The sequence below is a fragment of the Amycolatopsis orientalis genome (assembly GCF_000943515.2).
GTDB lineage: Bacteria > Actinomycetota > Actinomycetes > Mycobacteriales > Pseudonocardiaceae > Amycolatopsis > Amycolatopsis orientalis.
Genome location: NZ_CP016174.1, coordinates 7,890,596 through 7,908,306 on the forward strand (window position 1 = coordinate 7,890,596; position 17,711 = coordinate 7,908,306).

Genomic DNA, 17,711 nt, shown 5'->3' on the forward strand with positions numbered 1-17,711 from the left:
CGGACTTCAGCCCAGGGAGGCGAGCAGGGCGGTCCAGGTGGAGAGTGTGGCGGTGGCGGTGGTCGGCAGGGCGCTGAGCACCCGGTGGCCACCACGGCGGACCCGCGAATGTCGCAGGGCCAGCAGGGAAAGCCCGCGCGGACCCAGGTCCACCAGGGTCCGCGCGCCGCCGTCGAGCAGACTGTCCAAAGCGGACCGGAAAAGTACCGGGGCGGCCAGCTGTCCGGCCCAAAACTCCGGGCTCACGGCCTCGTCGGCGGTCACCGGCGAACCTGTTCTCGTGGAATACACCGGGATCGACGGCGGACGCAGGTCCGCGGCGGTGAACCCGGCTTCGAATCGGGTCGCCGCCTCGGCCACGGCCGGGGAATGGAACGGTTGCCGGGCCGCGACGCGCTGGTGGACCAGGCCCGCCCCGGTGAGCCGGGCGGCCACCTCGGCGAGCGGCCCCGCCGGACCGGCCAGCACTGTCTGCGCGGGAGCGTTGTACGCGCCGATCACCACCTCACCGGTCAGGTACGGCGTGAGGGCTTCGGGCCGGGCCGCGACGGCGAGAAGTCCTCCGGCGGGCACGTCGGCCAGTACGCGGCTCCGGCAGGCCAGGATCCGCGCCGCGTGCGGCAGGTCGAAGACCCCCGCGAGCGCGGCGGCGGCCAGCTCACCGATGCTGTGTCCCAGCAACGCGGTGGGCACGACGCCGCGCGCGATGAGTGTCCGGCCGAGCGCGTACCCGACGGCGAACAACAACGGCTGCGCTCTCGACGCGTCTTCCAGCGGTACCAACGGTTCCGTACTGAGCCAGTCCCAGCGCAGGGCCGCGCCCTCGGCGCCGAGCAGGTCGAACAGTTCGTCCAGCACGGCGGTGAACACGGGTTCCTCACCGTACAGCTCCACGGCCATGCCCTGGTGCTGAGCGCCCTGACCGGGCAACAGGAAGGCGATGTCGGACACGACGTCCTCTCGGCAAGGTGCCCGCCGGCCACTCGGGACCGGCGGGCACGACCCGCTATTCCGGAACGGTACAGGCGAACAGATGGAGATAGGAGTTCACCGGGCGCACCTCGTCGAGGCGCAGCCCCGACCGGCGGACGAGGTCCGCGAGCCCGTCCCTGGTGTGCTTGCGGCCGCCGACGTTCAGCAGCAGCAACAGATCCATCGCCGTGGTGAACTTCAGTTCCGGGCTGCCGTCGAGCAGGTTCTCCAGCACGAACACCCGTGCCCCCGGACGGCCCTCGGCGATCCCGCGCAGCGTGGCGATGGTGCTTTCGTCATCCCATTCGAGGATGTTCTTCAGCACGTACACGTCCGCGTCCGCGGCGACGCCGTGGCGGCAGTCACCGGGCACGAGCGCGGTCCGGGAGGCCAGTGGCCCCTCGCCGACGAGGCGGGGATCGGCGTTGGCGACGACCTCCGGCAGGTCGAACAGCACACCGCGGAGACCGGGGTGGCGTTCGAGCAGCGTCGCCAGGACATGCCCCTGGCCACCGGCGATGTCGGCGACCACTTCGGCGCCGGAGAGGTCCAGCTCGTCCGCGATGGCGATCGCGGAAAGCCTGCTCGACTGCGTCATCGCGCGGTCGAAGATCTCCGCCGACTCCGGGGCTTCGGCGTGGAGGTAGCCGAAGAAGTCCTTGCCGTGCAAGCCTTCGAAGACCGGCTCGCCGGTGCGGACGGCCTCGTCGAGGTGCGGCCACAGCGTCCACGTCCACGGCTCGGTCGCCCAGAGGGCGCTGTACTTCAGGCTGCGGGGCGCGTCTTCGCGCAGCAGCTTCGACATGTCCGTGTGCACGAAGCCGTCGTCCGGCGCCTCGGCGAAGATGCCGTTGCTGGCCAGCGCTCGCAGCAGCCGTCGCAGCGCCCCGGTGTCCACGCCCAGCCGATCGGCCACTGTGGACACCGGCTCGGCTTCGTCGCCGATGGCGTCCGCGAGCCCGAGCCGGGCCGCCGCGCGGACGGCGGCCGCGCAGGCGGCGCTCAGGAACAGCTCCCGGAAGCGCCGCACCGAACGCGGCAGGGCCGTCGCGCTCACCGGGTCACCTCGGCGGCGTCGTGCCCGGAAACCTGTTCGTAGGTGGCGAATTCCACGGTGGCGTGCTTCAGCAGCTCACCGAGCGGCTCGCGGAATCCCGGCTGCCCGGTGGCCTGCTTGTGCAGGTCCGCATTCTCCCATTCGGCGATTTCCACGTATTCGAGGGGGTTCTTCGAGTTCCGGTACAGCCGGTGGGTCCGGAAACCGGGCTGGGCCGCCATATGCTCGGAGATCCGGCCGATGATCCGCTGGTAGTCCGCCAGGTCACCGGTCACGGTCATCCGGTCGATGAAGATGAACACGCTAGCTCCTTGTCTTCGCCATCAACTGTTCTCGCAGATCACGCCGCTGCACCTTGCCCGTCGGCGACCGGTGGACCGAGTCGGCGAAATGGACTCCGTGCAGGTGTTCGTAGTAGGGCAGCCGGGTGTTGACGAAGGTCGCCAGTTCCCCGGCCGTGGCCGGTTCGGCCGAGGGGACGACGACGGCGTGCGCGACCGCCCCGCTGAATTCGTGGGGCAGGTCGAGGACGACGCAGTCGGCGACCCCGGGATGCCGGAGCAGCACCTTCTCGATCTCGCTGGGGGTCACCAGCCAGTTGTCGCATTTGAAGACGTCCTTGATCCGGTCCACGACGAACAGGTAGCCGTCCTCGTCGTGATGGCCGACGTCGCCGGTGGCGAGCCAGCCGCCGGGCAGATCCTCGGCCGCGTCCCGGCCGAGGTAGCCGAGCATCAGCTGCGGGCCGCGGACCTGGATCTCCCCGTTCGCGCCCGGTCCGAGCGGCACCCCGGTGTCGAGGTCGACGACGCGGGCGAACGTGCCGGGGACGGGCGGGCCGGACGAGCCCGTCTTGGGCCGGTCGAGACTGCCGAGGTGGGTCGACGGCGCCGTCTCGGCCAGTCCGAAACCCTGGACGACCGGCACGCCGAACGCGGCGGACAGGGTGTCCGTCGCGGACGGCGGCATCGCCGAACCGCCGGAGAGGATCGCCTGGAGCGACGGCACCCGCAGCGTGGGCAGCTCCGGCCGGGCGGCCAGCCTGGCCAGCCGCACGGGCAGGCTGTAGAAATGCGTCCCGCCTTCGGCCCGCGCCGTCGCGATCGCCCCGAGGAGATCGTCTCCGGGGCACAGCACGTGCCGGGCCGCGACGGTGACCCCGATCGTCAGGTGCATCAGGTGAAAGGTCGGCAAGTGGTTCACCAGTACCGAATCCGCCGACAACCGGTGGCACCACGCGGTCTGCGCCGCGTTGACGGTGAGGTTCCGGTGGCTGAGCCGCACCGCCTTGGCCGGCCCGGTGGTGCCGCTGGTGAACTGCAGGCAAGCGAGATCGTCCGGCCCGGCGGCGGGTTCCGGCAGCACGGTCTCGGGGGCCGCGGCCATCAGATCGTCCATTGAGGACAGACCGGTCACCGCGCCGTCGCCGAGCAGGAAGATGTTCTCCAGCGCGGGCAACCGATCGCGGACCACCGCGAGCACCCGGTGCTGGCCTTCGGTGACGAACGCCGTCCTCGCCGCGCAAAGCGCCAGCACGTGCGCGAGCGCCTCTTCCCGCAGCAGCGGATTGACGAGCGCGCTCACCGCCCCCGCCTTGGCGATCCCGAAGAACCCGATGGCGAACCGCCGGTCGAGTGCCATCGGCAGGGCCACGACGTCACCCCGTCCGATCCCCATCGCCCGCAGTGCCAGCGCGAACCGGGTCGAGGCCCGGTCGAGTTCGGCGTAGGTGAGCGAGGCGACCGCGAGCCTGCCGGGCGCGGTGCCCACCGCCCGTTCGAGCAGCTGCTCGACCCGCGGCCCGCCGGGCAGCGCGCCCAGTACCGCGAGCGGCGGACCCGCCACCACCCCGTGCTCCTCTTCCGGCATCGAGTCGGCTCCTTTCCGGACTTGGTCGGATCGACGGTGCGGCAAGGCGTTCGGCCGCGGTTCGAGTGACCGCCGAGCCGCTGCTCGAACGAGCGGCGTCCGGGAATCGAAGCCGGCCTTGGACTCTCCCGTGGTTGCCCGGAGAAGGAGTGAACCGCTGATGGAGCAGATCCCAGACGTCCTCGTGGCCGGTGCGGGACCGGTCGGCCTCACCGCCGCGCTCGAACTCACCCGGCGCGGGGTGCGGGTCCGCGTGGTCGACCGCGCCGACGGCCCCGCGGTGACCAGCCGCGCGACCGCCACCCACGCCCGCACCCTCGAGATCTACGAACAGATGGGCCTGGCCGGGGAGATCCTCGGCCGAGGTCAGCGTGTCGACGGTTTCACCATGCACCGCAACGGCCGCGCGATGATCCGGTTCGGCAGCGGGTACGACCACCTGCCCACCCGGTACCCCTTCACCCTGCAGATCGACCAGGTCCTCACCGAGGAGGTGCTCCGGACCGCGCTGGCCGGGCACGGCGTCGAAGTCGAATGGGGGGTCGAACTGACCCGCTTGGAACAGGACGCGAACGAGGTGACCGGTTGGCTGCGGCACGCCTCCGGCCGGGAAGAGCGCTGTGTCGTCCCGTGGCTGATCGGGGCCGACGGCGGGCACAGCACGGTCCGCCGCGCCCTCGGGCTGAAACTGGCGGGCGAGTCGACGGAGACGTGGCTGATCGCCGACGCCGTCCTCGACGCCGACCTGCCGCGCGACAGCCTGCACTGGATCCACGGCGACGACGGCACGGTGCTGATGGTGCCGTTCCCCGCTCCCGGCAAGTGGCGGCTGGTCGACACCGCCGACACCGCCCAGTCCGCCGACCCCCGCCAGGTCGCCGAACGGTTCCGGGCCAAGATCACCCGCGCGCTCGGCCGCGAGGTCCGCGTGGAGCCGCCCACGTGGGTTTCGGTGTTCACCATCCAGCAGCGCATGATCGACCGGATGCGCGAGGGCCGGTGCTTCGTCGCGGGGGACGCGGCGCATGTGCACAGCCCGGCGTCGGGACAGGGCATGAACACCGGTGTCCAGGACGCGTACAACCTCGCGTGGAAGCTCGCCGACGTCATCCGCGGGCACGCGAGCGAGGAACTGCTGGACAGCTACCAGCACGAGCGGGCGCCGGTCGGCGAGACGCTGTTGCGCACCACCCGCACCGCGACCGCGCTGATCGCCCTGCGCAACGCCGTGGCCCCGGTCGCCCTGCCGCTCGGCTTGGGGTTCCTGAACCTGGTGAAGCCGCTGAAGCGGCGCGTCGAACGCAAGATCATGACCACCATGTCCGGGCTGGCGCTGGATTACGCCGGCAGCCCGCTCAGCCTGGCCGCCGGGGACGGGACCGGGCTGCGGCCGGGCCACCGCGTCGCCTGGTCCGAGCGGGAGGCCGCCGCGCATCCCGGCTGGCGCGCGCTCGGCGCGGAACTCACCGACCCCCGGTGGACGCTGCTGGCCGACGCCGGGCAGGACTCGGCCGTGGCCGCGGTGCTCGACGACGTCATCGACGGGCACGGGGTGGGCGTCTCGGTCCGCACGCTGTCGGCGGCGCCGGTCCCGGTCTGCCGGGCGAAACCGCTCACCGACCCCGGCCGCGCGGTGCGGACCACGGTCGGGATCCCCGCCGGCGGATTCGCGCTGATCAGGCCGGACGGCCATCTGGCGGCCAAGGGTTCGGTGACCGCGGAGCTGACCACCGTCCTGCGCGACGTCGGCCTGCGGCAGGCGAAAGCCATCCGGACCGAGGAGGTCTGACGTGCGGATCATCGACCTCTCGACGCCCGTCGACGCGAAGGTCTGGGAACCGAACCCCGTCGTGCACGAGGTGCTTTCCCCGGCCGAAGGCGCCGTGCACATGGCCGAAGGCATGCGGGACAACCACGGGCTCGACTTCGATCCGGCCGTGCTGCCCGACGGCGAGTTGCTCAGCCTCGACACGATGACGCTGACCACGCACACCGGCACCCACGTGGACGCGCCGTCGCACTACGGCACGAAGACGTCGTACGGGACACCGCGCCACATCGACGAACTACCGCTCGAATGGTTCATCGGGCCGGGGGTGCTGCTCGATATCAGCGACGCGGGCACCGGCACGGTCGACGCCGCCCGCCTGCGCCGCGCCTGTGCGGACATCGGGCACACCCCGGGTCCCGGCGAGATCGTGCTGCTGCGTACCGGTGCGGACGTCCGGTCCGGTACCCCGGCCTACTTCACCGATTTCACCGGGCTCGACCGGTCGGCCACGGCGTTCCTGCTCGACCTGGGCGTGCGGGTGATCGGCACCGACGCGTTCAGCCTCGACGCGCCGTTCGGCCACATGATCCGCGAGTACCAGCGGACCGGGGACGACGGCGTGCTGTGGCCGGCGCATTTCCTCGGCAGGGAACGCGAGTACTGCCAGATCGAGCGGCTGGCCAACCTGGCCGCGCTGCCCGCGCCGACCGGGTTCACCGTCAGCTGCCTGCCGGTGAAGCTCGCGGGCGCGGGTGCGGGCTGGGCACGCGCGGTCGCACTCGTCGACGCGGACTGAGGGGGCGGCGGGGCATTCCCGGATGCCCCGCCGCCGGGCCTCACGAGGGGTACCCCGGGGTTGAGGCGGACTGTTCCCCCGGACGGATGCGGACCCGTCGAGGAGCCCGTTTTCCCTGCCACTTAAGGCGATTTCGCTTCCGGAAGCGCGGTTGAGGCGGGTAGCAAGGAGCCATGATCTTCACCTTGCTGGGACCGCTCGAGGTCCACTTCGACGGAGAACTCGACCTGCCTTCGGCCACCAAGATCCGGTGGACACTGGCCCAATTGCTGCTGCGGGCGAACCAGGTCGTCGACCGGTCCGCCATCATCGACGAACTGTGGGGTGAACAGCCGCCGCGCAGCGCGCTCACCACCGCGCAGACCTACATCTACCAGCTCCGAAAACGGTACCGGTCAAGGTTTTCCGGTCCGTTCATCACCACCCGCGCCCCCGGCTACGTACTGCACGCCGACCCGTCGGAGATCGACACGTTCGTCTTCGAGAAGCTGACCGAGGAAGGCGGGGCCGCGCTGGTCGCCGGTGACGCGGTGCGGGCCGCCGACCGGCTCCGCGCGGCTCTGGCCCTGTGGCGCGGCCCGGTGCTTTCGGACATCCCGGCCGGCCCGGTGCTCACGCCCTACATCACCCATCTCGACGAGATCAGGATGCGCGCGCTGCGCATGCGGACGCTCGCCGACGCGCATCTGGGGCGTTATCGCGAACTGATCCCGGAGCTGCGCTTCCTGACCCACGCGCATCCGTACGACGAATGGCTGCACGAACAGCTCATCGTGGCCCTGCACGCCGTCGGGCGGCGGGCGGACGCGCTCGAGACCTACCAGCGCCTGCAGCGCACTCTCGACCGCGAGCTGGGCATCGAACCCTCACAGCCCCTGCACCAGCTGCATCACGACGTGCTGGTCGGCGTCGCACGCCCGCGTTCGGCCGAGCACCTGCTCCAGTCCCTGCCGTGACCCCGCGCGGCGCCTGCGGGGTTCAAGTGTGGAGGATTTGGGACGGTGAACGTCCCAAATCCTCCACGCTCGGGGGTCCAAGCTTCGCAACCAGGCGCCTGACCTGCAGGGGCTGAAGGGCGCTTTCCCCGCGTCGCATGTGGGGAAAGCGCCCTTCACCGCGTCACATGCGGGGAAAGTTCCCTTCGGCTCAGGGGCGGGTGAGGACCATCGCGCTCTGGAAACCGCCGAAGCCGCTCGACACGCTCAACACCGCGTTCGTCCGCTGCTCGCGCGCGGTCACCGGCACGTAGTCGAGATCGAGTTCGGGATCGGGCTCGGTCAGGTTGGCCGTCGGCGGGATCACCGAATGCTCGATGGCGAGCGCGCAGGCGACCACCTCCAGCGCGCAGACGGCGCCGAGCGAATGCCCGATCATGGACTTGATCGAACTGACCGGCACGCGGTACGCGTGCGGTCCGAGACTCCGTTTGTACGCCGCCGTTTCGTGCAGATCGTTCTGTTTGGTCGCGGAACCGTGCGCGTTGACGTAGTCGAGGGCGGCCGGGTCGAGCCGCGCCATGTCCAGGGCCGAAGTGATCGCGTCGGCGAGTTCCACGCCGTCGGGCCGGAGACCGGTCATCGAATAGGCGTTGCTGCGGGACGCGTGCCCGGCGATCTCGGCGTAGATGTGCGCACCGCGGCGCCGGGCGTGCTCGTACTCCTCCAGTACGAGCAGGGCCGCCCCCTCGGCGAGGGCGAACCCGTTGCGGGTGCGGTCGAACGGCCGGGACGCGGTCGCCGGATCGTCGTTGCGCGGCGTGGTGGCCTTGATCGCGTCGAAACAGGCCACGGTGATCGGGGAGATCGCCGCGTCGGAGGCGCCGGCGACCATGACGTCGGCCGCGCCGTCGGCGATCAGGTCACTCGCGTGGATCAGGACGTCGATCCCCGAGGTGCAGCCGGTGGAGACGATGCCGACCGGACCCTGCGCGTCGGTCTCCCAAGCGATCTCCTTCGCCATCGAGGACGGCACGAAGTAGTCGTACAGATAGGGCGCGCCGTGCCGGTCGTCGACCAGCCAGCCGCTCCCCTCGTCGCTGACGATCGCGTACTCCCGGTCGAGGCTGATCGTCATCCCGCACGCGGTACCGACCATCACGCCGGTGCGTTCGGGCGTCACCGCGCCGTCGAGCCCGCTGTCGGCCAGCGCCTCACGCGCGGCGACGACGGCGAACTGCGTCGTCCGGTCCCACGCCCGGATCTGGCGACGGCTCAGTCCGGCCGCCACCGGGTCGAAGTCGCATTCCGCGGCCACCCTCGACCGGAACGGGCCGGCGTCGAACAGGGAAATGGTCCTGGTGGCCGTTCTTCCGGCGGTCAGGAGATCCCAGTAGTTCCGGGTGCCGATCCCGCCCGGGGCCACCACCCCGATCCCGGTCACCACCACTCGTCGCGCTCGCCGCATCCGCCACCTCTCTCTGCCGCTGGTACCGGCCGAGGATGCGCGCCCGCGCTCGTACGGGCTTCGACTCGCCTTGGACGCGGCGCGCTCGACGGCCGCACGAACCGGCGCTGTCACGGTGAACGCCGTCCACGGCGTGGTTCCCACCGCGCCGGCCAGCGGAAAGGTGCTTCCATGCCCGAAGAAACCACGACCGCCGTGGCTCGTGCCCGAGCGGTGATCGAGCTGAACACCGCCTATTTCCGGGCGAAGGCGATGCAGAGCGCCGTGGAACTCGGCGTGTTCGAACTGCTCGCCGAAGCCCCGGCCACCGCCGAATCCGTCAGTCTCGCGCTCGGCGTGAAACACCGGCTGTTCCCGGAATTCCTGGACGTCCTGTGTGAACTCGGCCTGCTCGACAAGGACGGCACCGGCTACCGCAACAGTGACCTGGCCTCGGAGTTCCTCGTCCCCGGCGCCCCGACGTATCTGGGCGGCACCGCCAAACAGCACGCGAACATGCACTACCACGCGTGGGGCAAACTCACCGAAGCGCTGCGGGAGGGCAAGGCGACGTCCCCGGTGGCGGGTCTCGGCCCCGCCGCCTACCCGACGGTGTACCAGGATCTCGACAAGGCCCGGCACGTGATGGCGCATATGGACGCGCACAACGGATTCACCGGCGACGAGCTGGCCCGTGAGATCGACTGGAGCCGCTATGGCAGCTTCGCCGACATCGGCGGCGCACGGGGCAACGTCGCGGCGCGGATCGCGCTCGCCCACCCGCATCTGACCGGCGAGGTCTTCGACCTGCCGGGACTGGCGCCGCTGGCGGACGAACTACTCAAGGATCTCGGCGTCGCCGACCGGGTGAAGTTCACCGGCGGCGACTTCTTCACCCAGCTGATGCCCGCGGTGGACGTCCTGATCCTGGGCCACGTCCTCGCCGACTGGCCCACCGAATCGCGGCTCGACCTGATCGACCGCGCGTACGCGGCACTCCCGCCCGGCGGGACGATCGTCGTCTACGACGCGATGATCGACCGCGCCGACGAGCGGCTCGACACGTTGCTGCAGCGCATCAACAGCGCGATCATCCGCGACGACAACTCGCAGTACAGCGTCGAGGATTGCCGGGAATGGCTGGCCGCGGCCGGTTTCCGGAACGAACGGGCCTTCCGGACCGACACCATCACGCGCGACCACTTCGTGATCGCGGTCAAACCGAACTGAGGGAGCGAAGTGGACTACGACGTCCTGGTGGTCGGCGGCGGGCCGACCGGAATGATGCTCGCCGCCGAACTGCGGCTGGCCGGGGTCCGCCCGCTGGTCGTCGAACGACTGGCACGGCCCTACCCGTTCTCGAAGGCGCTGGGCATCCACGCCCGCAGCATCGAACTCCTCGAACTGCGCGGCATCCACGACCGGTTCCTGGAGGGCGCCCCGCTGCTTTCGGGCGGGCACTTCGCCAGTCTGCCGGTCGGGCTGAACTACAAATCGCTGGAAACCCGGCATCCCTATGGCCTGTACCAGAAACAGGTCGACACGGAACGCCTCCTCACCGCACGCGCCGAGGAACTGGGCACCGAGATCCGGCGCGGGCACGAACTCACCGCGCTGGCGCAGGACGAGGACGGCGTCACGGCCACCATCACCGGACCCGACGGGGAATACCGGGTGCGGGCGGGCTACGTCGTCGGCTGCGACGGTGGCCGCAGCCGGACCCGCAAACTGGCCGGGATCCCTTTCCCCGGACAGGAACCGGGGCTGGCCGTACTCATGGCCGACTGCGAGTTCTCGGGCGAGCTGCCCGAGGGCGAAGGCATGGGACCGTTGCGCCCGTACGGCGTCATCCGGCGCGATCTGCGGGCGTGGTTCTCGGCGGTGCCGCTGTTCGAACCCGGCGTCTACCGCGCCATGGTGTTCCGCTACGACCACGTCTGGCCGGATCGCGATCAGCCGGTGACCGAGGAGGAGATGCGCGCGGCGATCACCGAACTCGTCGGCCACGACTGCGGCCTGACCGGGATCCAGTGGCTCACGCGCCTGACCGACGTCTCCCGCCAGGCCGAGCGGTACCGGGAGGGCCGGGTCCTGCTCGCGGGCGACGCCGCCCACGTGCATTTCCCGTCGGGCGGGCCGGGGCTCAACATGGGCCTGCAGGACGCGATGAACCTCGGCTGGAAACTCGCGGCGGTGGTGAACGGCTGGGGCGACGGCGCGCTGCTCGACAGCTACCACACCGAGCGGCATCCGGTGGGGCGCACGGTGTTGCGCAACACCCGGACCCAGTGCGCGCTGTTCGATCCCGATCCCCGGCTGGACGCCGTCCGGGAGACCTTCACCGATCTGCTGCGCATCGACCAGGTCAACCGCTACTTCACCGGCCTCGGCTCGGCACTCGACGTGCGGTACGACCTGCCCGGCGAGCATCCCCTCACCGGGGCGCGTATGCCCGATCTGGACGTGTGGACCCCGGACGGCGTCCGGCGGCTCAGCGAGTACTTCCACGACGGCCTCGGCGTGCTGACCGGGGCCTCCGCGGAGAAATGGAAGGACCGGGTGGCGGTCGTCGAAGGAGAGGTCGAGGGGCCGGCGATGCTCGTCCGGCCGGACGGATACGTCTGCTGGGCAGGCGATCCCGTCGAGGACGGAGTGGGCCTCGACGCGGCTCTCCGGACCTGGTTCGGACCGCCGTTGTAAGGCTGCGGCAGTGCTGGGGCTCGTGAGTGGTAATGACGGTTAGAACCGTCATTACCACTCACGAGACCCGCACCACCCACCCTCGAAACCGGATGGGCACCGTGGGCGGTATGACGGAAACCCCACTCCCCCAGCAGGTCGTCGATCCGGAGACCTTCCGGTCGATCATGAGCGCGTTCCCCTCCGGCGTCACCGTGGTGACCACTTTGGACAGTGCGGGCGCGCCCGTCGGCGTCACGTGCAGTGCCGCCTGCAGTGTTTCGCAGGAGCCTCCGCTGTTGCTGGTCTGCCTGCACCGCGCCAGTTCCGTACTCGCCGCACTGGTCGAACGCGGCGGGTTCGTGGTCAACTTCCTCCGCGACAACAGCGCGGAGACCTCCGCGTTGTTCGCCTCCCGCACCGGCGACCGGTTCGCCTCCGTGCCCTGGGAGGCCCAGCCGCGCTCGGGACTTCCCTGGTTGCCGTGGGACACCGTCGCGCACGCCGAATGCCAGGTCGTCCAGACGGTGGAGGCGGGCGATCACGTCGTGGTGCTCGGCGCGATCACGCAGGGCGCGGCGCACGAGGCGCGGGGCCCGCTCTTGTACTGGCGACGCCGCTACGGCACCTGGCCCGCCGAAGAGGACACGATGGCGGTGGCGCTCACCCATGCCACCGAAGGCTGAGCACTGGCGGTACGGGAAGCTGACGTACTCACCGAACCCTAACTTGCAGACCGTGCAAAGTTGGCATACTGTGCAATCCATGTCCCGCAGGGAACGTCATCGCGCCCGGAAACGGCACGAGATCAAGATGGCCGCCGTCCGGCTCGCGCTGGCGAGCGGTCCCGGCGAGGTGACGGTCGACGCCATCAGCACGGCGGCCGACATCGCCCCGCGGACCTTCTTCAACTACTTCTCCAGCAAGGAAGAAGCGTTGACGCCGGACAGCAATTGGACGGCGCAGGAACTGCTGGACCTGTTCAACGCCCAGCCCGCGGACGAATCGCCGTTGCGGTCGTTGCGGGGCGTGGCGAGGCAGATCGCCGATTCGTACGCGCCGTCGCCGGAGGAACTCGAACTCTGGCAACGGCATCCGGAACTGCTCACCCTGGCTCAACCCGAAGACGAAGAAGAGATCTTCCCGGCCTTGATCGACGCCGTCACCGAGCGGCTCGGCGACGACTCCCCGCATCCGATCTACCCGAGCCTGCTCGTGACGTCGGTGTTCGGCGCGATGCACTGCGCGGCACGGGCTTCGTGGTCGGTTCCGGGCAAGACCGTCGAAGACCTCGTCGACGAAGCACTGGACCTGCTCGAGCGCGGTCTCTGAGCTCCACCGCACTTTCCGGCCCTTCGCACGGAGGGCCGGCGCCCGACCATGCCCTCATCCATCGGAAGGCACCGCAATGGCCACAGAGCAAGAAGCGCAGCCGGGCAGACTCCAGGGAGGTCAGCTCCGCGTCATCGTCGTCTCGATCATGGTGTGCATGGTCCTCAGCGCGCTGGACCTGACGATCGTGTCGACGGCGGCGCCGAAGATCGTCGGCGAACTCGACGGCCTTCCCTACCTTTCCTGGCTCTTCAACACCTATGTGATCGTCGCGGGCGTCACCACCCCGTTGTACGGCAAGCTTTCCGACATGTTCGGCACGCGACGGCTGTACCTGTTCGCGCTGAGCACCTTCCTCCTCGGTTCCGCGCTCAGCGGACTGGCCCAGACCATGTTCCAGCTCGTGGCTTTCCGTGCCGTGCAAGGGATCGGCGCCGGCGGGTTGACGGTGCTGACGATCACGGTGATCGCGGAGGTCGTCCCGCCCGCCGACCGCGGCAAGTACATGGGCATGTTCGGCAGTGTGCTCGGTGTCGGCGCGATCGCCGGACCGCTGCTGGGCGGCCTGCTCACCGACGCGCTGTCCTGGCGCTGGATCTTCTACATCAACCTGCCGCTCGGCCTGATCGCGCTGGTGGCGATCTTCCGCGCGCTCAAGCTGCCGCCCAAGCGGTCCGACCGGCCGATCGACTTCCTCGGTTTCGCCCTGCTGGCCGGCCTGGTCGTGGCGATCACGCTGGTCACCTCGTGGGGCGGCGGCGAGTACGCCTGGGGCTCCTCCACCATCCTGCTGCTCATCGGCGCGTCCGCGGTCCTGCTGGTGCTGTTCGTGGCGAGGCAGCTGACGGCGCCGGAACCGATCATGCCGCCGCGGATGTTCAAGGTCTCGTCGGTCACGCTCGCCTGCCTGGCCAACGTCTTCGTGCACACCTGGGCCACCGTCGTCCCGGCCTTCGTGCCGCTGTTCGTCCAGCTGGCCATGGGGCGCACCGCGACGAACACCGCGTTGCTGCAGCTGCCGAACATCCTCGCCCTGATGGTGGTTTCGACGGTCAGCGGCAACCTGATCACCAAGTGGCGGCGGTACAAATGGGCCCCGGTGCTCGGCACCGCGCTCGGCGTCGTTTCGCTCCTGCTGTTCGCCAGCATGACCCCGGACACCAGCCAATTCCTGCTGATGGCGTACATGGCGCTGTTCGGCATCGCGATCGGGCTGTGCATGCAGCCGCTGCTGGTGGCGATCCAGGTGACCGCGCCAGAGGCCGACATGGGCGCCGCGGTCGCGGCCGGGACGTTCTCCCAGCGGATCGGCGGCGCGGTCGGCTTCGCCGTGATGGCCGCGCTCTTCTCGGGCTGGCTCGGCTCACGGCTGGCCACGGTGGGGCTGACCGAGAAGACCGCCTCGGCGGATTCGCTCGGCTCACTGTCGCCGCAGACCCAGACGCTGGTGCACCAGGCCTACGCGGACGCGATCTCCGAGGTCTTCCTCTGGACCGTGCCGGTGGTCGCCGCCGGCCTCCTGATCAGCTTGCTGCTGAAGAACATCAAGGTCGACGAGGACGTCGAGATCGACGTCTGAGCCCTGACCCGTGTCCCTCCTGTGTGTACAGTCCACAGAGGACACCCATGAAGAAGGCCGCCTTGCCGGATCCCCCACCGGCAAGGCGGCCTTCCTTTCGGCTCAGGCGGTTCCGAACCAGGCCGTCAGCGCCTCGGCGAGGCCCTGGTCGCCGTCACCCTCCTCCGCCGCCCACGCCACGTACCCGTCCGGGCGGATCAGGATCGCGGCGGGGCCTGCCCCCTCAGCCGCCTTGTGCTCGACCCGCTCGACCCGGTCCGCCCAGCCGTCCGGCAACGGGAACCGCCCGGTCAGATCGAGCAGCACCGGCCTCGCCGAACGCAGCAGTTCGGCCACCCGCACCCCGCCGTCCAGCGCCACCGGCGGGACGAGCCCGCCCACCAGGCGATGCGCGCCCTCGGGCGCCGGATACCGCGCGTCGAGGCCGGTGAGCAGCCGCGAAAGGTGCAGGTTCACCTCCTCGATCGCGAGCAGTTCGCGGAACAGTTCCCGCACCGGGTCGATGGTCTCGGCCGGGTCCATCAGCGCCAGCTGCGCCCTGGTCTCCAGGATGACGCGCTCCGCCGCGGGACGGCGTTCCCGGTCGTAGGTGTCCAGCAGGTCCTCCCCCGCCGTGCCGGTCAGCCGCGCGCCCAGCTTCCAGCCGAGGTTCATCGCGTCCTGCAGGCCGAGGTTGAGTCCCTGCGCGCCGATCGGGAAATGGACGTGCGCCGCGTCGCCGGCGAGGAACACCCGTCCCTTCCGGTAGGAGTCCGCCAGCCGCGAAGCGTCGGTGAACCGGGCCAGCCACGTCGGCTCGCTCATCCCGATGTCGCGGCCGGTCACGCGGCGCACCGCGGCACGCAGTTCCTCCAGCGTCACCGGGACGTCCCTGCCGGGCACCTCACGGCCGAATTCGCAGGTGAACACCCGGATGCCCTCGCCGGGCATGCCGACGGCCATGACCAGCCCGTCCGGCGTGCGTACCGTGCCGGGGATCCCGGACGGGAACTCGTCCGGCGCGTCGAGCGTGACATCGCCGAGCAACGCGGAGACCTGGCCCGCGCGGCCGGGGAACCCGATACCGGCGAGTTTGCGCACGGTGCTGCGCCCGCCGTCGCAGCCGACCAGGTATCCGGCGGTGAGCTCGTAGTCGCCGTCCGGGCCGCTCACCGCGATCCGGACGCCCGCGTCGTCCTGGTCGAGCCCGGTGATCTCGTGCCCGCGCCGGATCTCCGCGCCGAGACCGCGGGCGTGTTCTTCGAGGTAGTCCTCGGTCCGGGCCTGCGGGATGCCGAGAGTGAACGGATGCTCGCTGTCGAGCCGGTCGAGGTCCAGCAGCGGTGGGCGGATGGCGGCGAAATGCGTTTTCGGGATCTTGATCGCCGTGGCCTCGAAGCGGCCGAGGAGACCACGGTGGTCGAGCAGCTCCAGAGTCCGGGTCTGCAGCCGGAACGCCCGCGAATGCGGATCCGGTTCGGCGAGCCGTTCGAGTACCACCACCGAGGTCCCGGCCAGCCGGAGTTCGGCGGCGAGGAAGGCGCCGACGGGGCCGCAGCCCGCGACCACCACCTGATAGTCGGTCATCCGAGTTCTCCTTACGTGTCAAAGGGAAACGAAAGGCCGGCCGCCGGTCCCTGGCAGGACCGGCGGCCGGCCGGGTGAGCACTTCAGTGCGTCGGGACGGCAGCCGCGAGCAACTCGCGGATCTCCGGCCGCGGATGCGCGGCCGCCCAGTCACCGATCAACGCCATCCGTTCCTCGGTCGGGTCGATGAACCGGACCTCGGGACGGTTGAAGTCGAGCGGCGGCAGCATCCAGTCCGCGGCGCGGACCTTCGCGGAGAGCGTCGCCGCCGCCTCGTCCGCGGCGAGCGAACCGGCGTCCACCCGTTCGCACGCGGAGACGACGTCCTCGAACAATTCGGCGTAGAAATCCGTCGGGCACCACAGGCCGGGGTACTTCGTGTCGTCCAGCGCGCGCAGCGGCGCGTCGGACCCGGCGCTCCGTGCCGCACGCAACGCGTTCAGCACGTACTTGCCACCGAGCACACTGCCCGCCGCCCAGACACGGAACAAGGAGTTCCACAGGTCGTAGTGCTCGAAGGCGACGAAGGCACCGTTGACGAGACGGTCGTTGTAGTCGAGAAGGCCCTGTTCGAGCGTCTCGACATACTCGAACCTGTCGGCCGAGAAGTCGTCCTCGGTCAGCGCCTCGATCAGCCGCCACGCCAGCGCGTTGATGACCTCGCTGGTGTTGGAAAGGCCGCGGGAGAAGAGCGGGTCGATGAACCCCGCGGCGTGCGACATCAGGCACCAGCGGTGCCCGACGGTCTTCGTCGACGAGTACTGCATCCGGTCGGTGCGCACCCATTCCCGGACCGTCCGCGCCCCGGCCAGCTGCCGGGCGACCGCCGGGAACCGGTTGGCGTGCGCCCAGAACTCCTCCTCCGCGGTCAGGTCGGGGCGGGCGGGGTAGCGGCGCGGGTCGAGCTGGATACCCACGCTGCACAACGGGTTCGTCGCGCCGGGATGGTTGTCGAACGGGATGATCCACATCCAGCCCCGTTCGAACATGTGGTGCATGGTGCCCTCGTTGAACGGGACCGGCGGCTGATCCGCCGGGCCGAAGCCGAGGTGGTCGTCGGCGGGCTGGACGCCGATCATGTGGGTGAAGAGCGAGCGGGCGTGGTGCTTGAGCCTGCTGGGCCGCTCCCGCAGGTTCAGCTGCGCGGCGAGCGGCGAGCGGAACCCGCTGGCGTCGACCAGGTAGCGGCCGCGATGGCTGCTGCCGTCGACGCCGTGCACGACGACCTCGTCCTCGCCGAGGTCGATGCGGTCCACCCGGTAGTTCTGCCGGGCACGGCAGCCGTAGCGGATCGCGGTGTGCAGCATGTACGCGTCGGTGTCCTGGCGGAAGAAGTGCGCCGCCTGTCCCATCGCCGACGGGATGCGGAACATGTTGGTCTCGCGCGGATCCGGCTCCTCGCCGTCACGGTGCAGCGCGAACCCGAAGTTGCTCTTCACCCCGTGCGAACTGCTGATCTTGGATTGCACGGTCTGGAAGCTCGCCAGATCGGCGATCTCCGGCACGTCGTAGCGGGCCGCGATCAGCTTCAGCACGCTCAGGGTCTGCCCGATCGTCGACTCTCCGACGGCGAACCGCGGATGGTGGGCACCGTCCAGCATCAGCACCGAGAAACCCTTGCGTGCCAGGATCGACGACAGCATCGTCCCGGACAGCCCCGTGCCGATGACGATGACGTCGTGGCGTTCGGTGGACTCGGTCATCTCGT

Annotated in this window: 15 protein-coding genes; 8 read left to right on the forward strand and 7 right to left on the reverse strand. The window is 70.1% G+C overall.

Annotation, left to right across the window (positions count from 1 at the left end):
* Nucleotides 1-6: 6 nt before the first annotated feature.
* From SD37_RS34165 to SD37_RS34180, 4 genes are read right to left on the reverse strand one after another with little or no spacing between them, the layout of a single operon-like run.
* A complete protein-coding gene (locus tag SD37_RS34165; RefSeq protein WP_044856237.1) occupies nucleotides 7-951 on the reverse strand; it encodes an acyltransferase domain-containing protein in 945 nt (314 codons plus the stop codon).
* Between the two features lie 55 nt (nucleotides 952-1,006).
* The gene (locus tag SD37_RS34170; protein ID WP_065913038.1) at nucleotides 1,007-2,029 is read right to left on the reverse strand and encodes a methyltransferase; all 1,023 of its coding nucleotides are present in this window, start codon (nucleotides 2,027-2,029) and stop codon (nucleotides 1,007-1,009) included.
* Complete coding sequence (locus SD37_RS34175) at nucleotides 2,026-2,331, reverse strand: antibiotic biosynthesis monooxygenase family protein (protein ID WP_044856238.1); 306 nt, start codon at nucleotides 2,329-2,331, stop codon at nucleotides 2,026-2,028. The genes SD37_RS34170 and SD37_RS34175 overlap by 4 nt, the downstream gene beginning before the upstream one ends.
* Before the next feature lies 1 nt (nucleotide 2,332).
* Nucleotides 2,333-3,898 carry a class I adenylate-forming enzyme family protein gene (locus SD37_RS34180; RefSeq protein WP_052675154.1) on the reverse strand — a complete coding sequence of 522 codons (1,566 nt, stop codon included), beginning with the start codon at nucleotides 3,896-3,898 and terminating at the stop codon, nucleotides 2,333-2,335.
* 160 nt (nucleotides 3,899-4,058) lie between these two features.
* Between SD37_RS34180 and SD37_RS34185 the strand changes: the two genes are divergently transcribed.
* The 3 genes from SD37_RS34185 (at nucleotide 4,059) to SD37_RS34195 (ending at nucleotide 7,421) form a co-directional block, all read left to right on the forward strand.
* On the forward strand, nucleotides 4,059-5,687 hold the full coding sequence (locus SD37_RS34185) for an FAD-dependent oxidoreductase (RefSeq protein ID WP_044856239.1): 1,629 nt from the start codon (nucleotides 4,059-4,061) through the stop codon (nucleotides 5,685-5,687).
* Between the two features lies 1 nt (nucleotide 5,688).
* Complete coding sequence (locus SD37_RS34190; protein WP_044856240.1) at nucleotides 5,689-6,465, forward strand: cyclase family protein; 777 nt, start codon at nucleotides 5,689-5,691, stop codon at nucleotides 6,463-6,465.
* A gap of 173 nt (nucleotides 6,466-6,638) precedes the next feature.
* Nucleotides 6,639-7,421 carry an AfsR/SARP family transcriptional regulator gene (locus tag SD37_RS34195; RefSeq protein ID WP_052675155.1) on the forward strand — a complete coding sequence of 261 codons (783 nt, stop codon included), beginning with the start codon at nucleotides 6,639-6,641 and terminating at the stop codon, nucleotides 7,419-7,421.
* Between the two features lie 190 nt (nucleotides 7,422-7,611).
* Here SD37_RS34195 and SD37_RS34200 read toward each other — a convergent pair whose 3' ends face one another.
* Nucleotides 7,612-8,868, reverse strand: a complete 1,257-nt coding sequence (locus SD37_RS34200) for a beta-ketoacyl-[acyl-carrier-protein] synthase family protein (protein ID WP_044856241.1) — start codon at nucleotides 8,866-8,868, stop codon at nucleotides 7,612-7,614.
* A gap of 171 nt (nucleotides 8,869-9,039) precedes the next feature.
* Here SD37_RS34200 and SD37_RS34205 point away from each other — a divergent pair, with 171 nt between their 5' ends.
* The 5 genes from SD37_RS34205 to SD37_RS34225 all read left to right on the forward strand — a co-directional run bounded on the left by SD37_RS34205 (nucleotide 9,040) and on the right by SD37_RS34225 (nucleotide 14,437).
* Complete coding sequence (locus SD37_RS34205; protein ID WP_044856242.1) at nucleotides 9,040-10,077, forward strand: methyltransferase; 1,038 nt, start codon at nucleotides 9,040-9,042, stop codon at nucleotides 10,075-10,077.
* A 9-nt stretch (nucleotides 10,078-10,086) separates the two neighbouring features.
* Nucleotides 10,087-11,547 (forward strand): FAD-dependent monooxygenase, encoded by a 1,461-nt coding sequence (locus SD37_RS34210; protein WP_044856243.1) that lies wholly within the window; start codon nucleotides 10,087-10,089, stop codon nucleotides 11,545-11,547.
* A gap of 110 nt (nucleotides 11,548-11,657) precedes the next feature.
* Nucleotides 11,658-12,212, forward strand: coding sequence for a flavin reductase family protein (locus SD37_RS34215; protein ID WP_044856382.1), 555 nt, complete (start codon nucleotides 11,658-11,660; stop codon nucleotides 12,210-12,212).
* 79 nt (nucleotides 12,213-12,291) lie between these two features.
* A complete protein-coding gene (locus SD37_RS34220; protein ID WP_052675158.1) occupies nucleotides 12,292-12,858 on the forward strand; it encodes a TetR/AcrR family transcriptional regulator in 567 nt (188 codons plus the stop codon).
* A 76-nt stretch (nucleotides 12,859-12,934) separates the two neighbouring features.
* Nucleotides 12,935-14,437 carry an MDR family MFS transporter gene (locus SD37_RS34225; protein WP_044856244.1) on the forward strand — a complete coding sequence of 501 codons (1,503 nt, stop codon included), beginning with the start codon at nucleotides 12,935-12,937 and terminating at the stop codon, nucleotides 14,435-14,437.
* Between the two features lie 102 nt (nucleotides 14,438-14,539).
* Here the strand turns inward: SD37_RS34225 and SD37_RS34230 are convergent, their stop codons facing one another.
* Together SD37_RS34230 and SD37_RS34235 are read right to left on the reverse strand one after the other, a co-directional pair.
* On the reverse strand, nucleotides 14,540-16,003 hold the full coding sequence (locus tag SD37_RS34230; RefSeq protein WP_044856245.1) for an FAD-dependent monooxygenase: 1,464 nt from the start codon (nucleotides 16,001-16,003) through the stop codon (nucleotides 14,540-14,542).
* Nucleotides 16,004-16,086: 83 nt separating this feature from the next.
* The gene (locus SD37_RS34235; RefSeq protein ID WP_044856384.1) at nucleotides 16,087-17,706 is read right to left on the reverse strand and encodes an NAD(P)/FAD-dependent oxidoreductase; all 1,620 of its coding nucleotides are present in this window, start codon (nucleotides 17,704-17,706) and stop codon (nucleotides 16,087-16,089) included.
* Nucleotides 17,707-17,711 lie beyond the last annotated feature (5 nt).